The 4,078-nt window shown below is 64.3% G+C and carries 5 protein-coding genes; all 5 read left to right on the forward strand.

Annotation, left to right across the window (positions count from 1 at the left end; all coding sequences use genetic code 11):
• Positions 1 to 101 precede the first annotated feature (101 nt).
• Positions 102 to 761: an ectoine/hydroxyectoine ABC transporter permease subunit EhuD gene (gene ehuD, locus EN925_RS25965; RefSeq protein ID WP_024502312.1), complete on the forward strand. Its 660-nt coding sequence runs from the start codon at positions 102 to 104 to the stop codon at positions 759 to 761.
• Positions 762 to 764: 3 nt separating this feature from the next.
• Positions 765 to 1,541, forward strand: coding sequence for an ectoine utilization protein EutA (gene eutA / locus EN925_RS25970; protein WP_127367172.1), 777 nt, complete (start codon positions 765 to 767; stop codon positions 1,539 to 1,541).
• A 3-nt stretch (positions 1,542 to 1,544) separates the two neighbouring features.
• Positions 1,545 to 2,543, forward strand: a complete 999-nt coding sequence (gene eutB / locus EN925_RS25975; protein WP_127367171.1) for a hydroxyectoine utilization dehydratase EutB — start codon at positions 1,545 to 1,547, stop codon at positions 2,541 to 2,543.
• Entirely contained in the window at positions 2,540 to 3,532 is a 993-nt protein-coding gene (eutC, locus tag EN925_RS25980; RefSeq protein ID WP_127369274.1) for an ectoine utilization protein EutC, read from the forward strand. The genes eutB and eutC overlap by 4 nt, the downstream gene beginning before the upstream one ends.
• Positions 3,533 to 3,661: 129 nt before the next feature.
• A partial coding sequence (locus EN925_RS25985) for an aminopeptidase P family N-terminal domain-containing protein (RefSeq protein ID WP_206632932.1) occupies positions 3,662 to 4,078 on the forward strand: 417 nt, incomplete at its 3' end.

Below are 4,078 nucleotides of genomic sequence, written 5' to 3' on the forward strand. Positions count from 1 at the left end.
CATCTCGTGGGGCGTGCGCTCGCTGGAACGACGCATGGCGCGCGGCCTCGACGGGGTGCGTGCCTGATGGCCAACTCCCTTCTGATAAATTGGGCCTACTGATGGAATGGGATTGGAATTTCGTCTGGGAAATCATGCCAACGCTGATCCAGGGCGTGAAGATCACCATCCTGGCGACGCTGCTCGGCTCGGTGCTGGCGGCGATCGTCGGGCTTGGCATTGCGCTGGCGCGCCGCTCGCCCAACAAGGCGTTGTCGCGCACGGTCGGCTGGGCGGCTGAATTCATCCGCGGCACGCCGCTGCTGGTGCAGCTCTATTTCATCTTCTACGTGCTGCCCGACATCGGCATCCTGCTGCCGCCGCTGGTCGCCGGTGTCATCGGGCTCGGGCTGCATTACGGCACCTATACGGCCGAGGTGTATCGTGCCGGCATCGACAATGTGCCGCGCGGCCAATGGGAGGCCGCCAAGGCGTGCAATTTGAGCGCCAGTCAGACCTGGACCCACATCATCGTTCCGCAGGCTATCCCACCGATGATTCCGGCGCTCGCCAATTACTTTATCGCCATGTTCAAGGAAACGCCGCTGCTGTCGGCGATCACCGTGCTGGAACTGATGAACCAGGCCAAAAGCGTCGCCAACACCTACTATCGCTATATCGAGCCGATCACCCTGGTCGGTGCTTTCTTCCTGGTCATCAGTCTGTTTTCGGTCGTGTTGCTGCGCTGGCTGGAACGCCGCTACGGCAAGATCGAGAGGTAACCGATGAAACCCTTGCCCGAGATCAAGGTATATCCAAAACGGCCGGCACTGGATGCGCGTCCGCTGGAGCGGCGCATCGGCCTGATCATCCTGGCCACCGACCACACCAGCGAACCGGATTTCCGCCGCATGGTGGCGAGCGAACGCGTCGGCGTCTATGTCGCGCGCATTCCCTATGCCAACCCGACGACGCCCGAAAACCTGCGCAAGATGCAGCCGGCGCTGACGGCGGGCGCGGCCCTGATCCTGCCGGATGAGCCACTCGATGCCGTCTGCTATTCCTGCACTTCGGCCTCGGTGGTGATCGGCGATGCCGAGATCGAGGCGGCGATCCAGGTCGCAAAGCCCGCCGTGCCGGTAATCACCCCGCCGATGGCGGGCGTGCGCGGGCTGCGTGCGCTGGGCGCAAGCAAGATCAGCATCCTCACTCCCTACACGGTCGAGACATCCAGGCCGATGGCCGCCTATTTCGCGGCGCACGGCTTCGAGATCGCCAGCTTCACCTGCCTCGGTTTCGAGGACGACCGCGAGATGGCGCGCATCGCACCGGCGGCCCTCGTCGAACTGGCGCGTGAGGCGATCGACGCCAGCGCCGATGCGCTGTTCGTCTCCTGCACGGCGCTGCGTAGCGCCCTCGCGGTCACCGGAATGGAAAAAACTATTGGACGTCCCGTGGTGACCAGCAACCAGGCGACCGCCTGGAATTGTCTGCGGCTGTGCGGAGATGACACGCCGCGTCCCGAATTCGGCCGTCTGATGACGCAGCCATTTGCCGCCTGATTGATGATCATGACACAGGTCACTCTTGAGCACATTCGCGCCGCGCGTGAGCGCATTGCCGGCAAGGTCGAGCGCACGCCGACAGTGCTGTCCCAAAGTCTTTCCGAAGGGCTGGGCGTCCCCGTCCACCTCAAGCTCGAACACCGGCAGACCACCGGCAGCTTCAAGCTGCGCGGCGCCTCGAATGCCGTCGCTTCGCTCAGCACCGCGGAGAAGACGCGTGGCGTGGTCGCGGCCTCGACCGGCAACCACGGCCGCGCGCTGGCGCATGCGGCGAAGCTTGAGGGCATGCGCGCGGTGATCTGCATGTCGCGGCTGGTGCCTGAAAACAAGCTCGACGAGATCCGCCGGCTGGGCGCGGAGGTTCGCATTATCGGCAACAGTCAGGACGATGCCCAGCAGGAGGTCGATCGGCTGGTGGCGCAAGAGGGGCTGGTTATGCTGCCGCCCTTCGACCATCCCGACATTGTCGCCGGGCAAGGCACGCTCGGGCTTGAGATGATCGAACAGGTCCCGGATGCTGCCCTCGTCCTGGTGCAGTTGTCGGGTGGCGGGCTCGCCTCAGGCGTTGCCGCGGCCATCAAAGGCGTCAGCCCCGGCACAAAGATCATCGGTGTCTCGATGGCTCGTGGCGCGGCGATGAAGGCCAGCCTCGATGCCGGCCGCCCGGTGCTGGTGGAAGAATTGCCGACGCTGGCGGATTCGCTCGGCGGCGGCATCGGCCTCGACAACCGGCTGACCTTCGCCATGTGCCGCGACCTGCTCGATGGTATCATCCTGCTTAGCGAGGACGAGATCGCCGCCGGCATCCGTCACGCCTATGCGCGCGAACGCGAAATCGTCGAGGGCGCCGGCGCGGTCGGCATCGCCGCGCTACTCGCCGGCAAGGTCAGGTCGGACGGGCCGGTGGTCGTGCTTCTCTCCGGCCGCAACATCGATATGGACGCGCACCGCAGGATCGTCTGCGGCGAGGCGCCATCGCTCAAGGAGCACGCCGCATGAGCCGGATGACGATCCTCACCGAGCAAGAATTGCGCGCGATCGTGACACTCGATCTCGATGCAGTCGCCTGCGTCGAAAACGCCTTCCGTGCGCTTGCCACCCTGCCGGTGGCGATGCCGCCGATCCTGCGGCTCGATATTCCCGAGCATCGCGGCGAGGTCGACGTGAAGACCGCTTACGTGCCTGATATCGACGGTTTCGCCATCAAGATCAGCCCCGGCTTTTTCGACAATCCGAAGCTCGGCCTGCCCAGCGTCAACGGCATGATGGTGCTGCTGTCGTCCAAAACCGGGCTGGTCGAAGCACTGCTGCTCGACAACGGCTATCTCACGGATATCCGAACCGCTGCTGCCGGCGCCGTCGCCGCCAAACATCTGTCGCGGCAGGACTCGTCAGTTGCCGCGATCTTCGGCGCCGGCGTCCAGGCCGGGTTGCAATTGGAAGCCCTGATGCTGGTGCGGCCGATTACCGAGGCGCGCATCTGGGCGCGCGATGCGGCAAAGGCCGAGGCAACCGCCGGAGCCCTGCGCGAAAAGCTCGGCATTCTCGTGCATGCCGAGCCCGACGCGGCAAACGCAGTTGTCGGCGCCGACATCATCGTCACCACCACGCCTTCGACCGAGCCGCTGATCAAGGCGGGTTTCGTTTCCGCCGGCCAGCACATCACGGCGATGGGCTCCGACGCCGAGCACAAGAACGAGATCGCGCCGGCAATCCTGCGCATGGCCGATCTCTATGTCGCGGACAGCGCCCGTCAGACGCGGCGGCTGGGTGAGCTGCATCACGCCATCGCGGCGGGCGTGATGGCCGCTGAGGAAGAGGTGACCGAACTTGGCCAGATTATCGCCGGTAAACGGCACGGTCGGCGCTCGGCCAGCGACATCACCATCGCCGATCTGACCGGCACCGGCGTTCAGGATACGGCGATAGCTACGTTCGCCCGCGATCGGGCGCGGGTGGCCGGTTCCGGGGCCATTTTCGAAAGCTGATGCTGGCCAAGGCGTGATCCGGAAAAGTGGGAACCGGTTTTCCGAAAGATCACGCCCAAACAAGAACGACGGGCCGGTTTCAACGAAGTTGAAACAGGCTCAAGGCCCAACAAACGAGGACCAAGAACAATGCAACCGAACCTGAGATTCTCGCGCGGCGAATATGCGGATCGCCTCGCCAAGACACGCAAAGCCATGGAGGTGAAGGGCGTCGATCTTCTTGTTATCAGCGACCCGTCCAATATGGCCTGGCTGACCGGCTATGACGGCTGGTCGTTCTACGTGCATCAGGCGGTTATCGTGCCGCCATCGGGCGAGCCGGTCTGGTACGGCCGTGGCCAGGACGCCAACGGTGCCAAGCGCACTGCCTATCTCGCGCATGATAACATCGTCGGCTATGCCGATCACTATGTGCAGTCGACCGAGCGCCACCCGATGGATTTTTTGGCCAGCGTGCTTGCGGATCGCGGCTGGGGCAAGCTGACAGTCGGCGTTGAGATGGACAATTACTGGTTCTCGGCCGCCGCCTTCGCATCGCTGCAGAAG

Source organism: Mesorhizobium sp. M7A.F.Ca.US.006.04.2.1, assembly GCF_004022915.1.
GTDB classification, from domain to species: Bacteria; Pseudomonadota; Alphaproteobacteria; order Rhizobiales; family Rhizobiaceae; genus Mesorhizobium; species Mesorhizobium ciceri.

Coding starts and splice junctions, on each gene's coding strand:
- ehuD (WP_024502312.1), top strand. CDS start 102: ATGGAATGGGATTGGAATTTCGTCTGGGAAATCATGCCAACGCTGATC.
- eutA (WP_127367172.1), top strand. CDS start 765: ATGAAACCCTTGCCCGAGATCAAGGTATATCCAAAACGGCCGGCACTG.
- eutB (WP_127367171.1), top strand. CDS start 1,545: ATGATCATGACACAGGTCACTCTTGAGCACATTCGCGCCGCGCGTGAG.
- eutC (WP_127369274.1), top strand. CDS start 2,540: ATGAGCCGGATGACGATCCTCACCGAGCAAGAATTGCGCGCGATCGTG.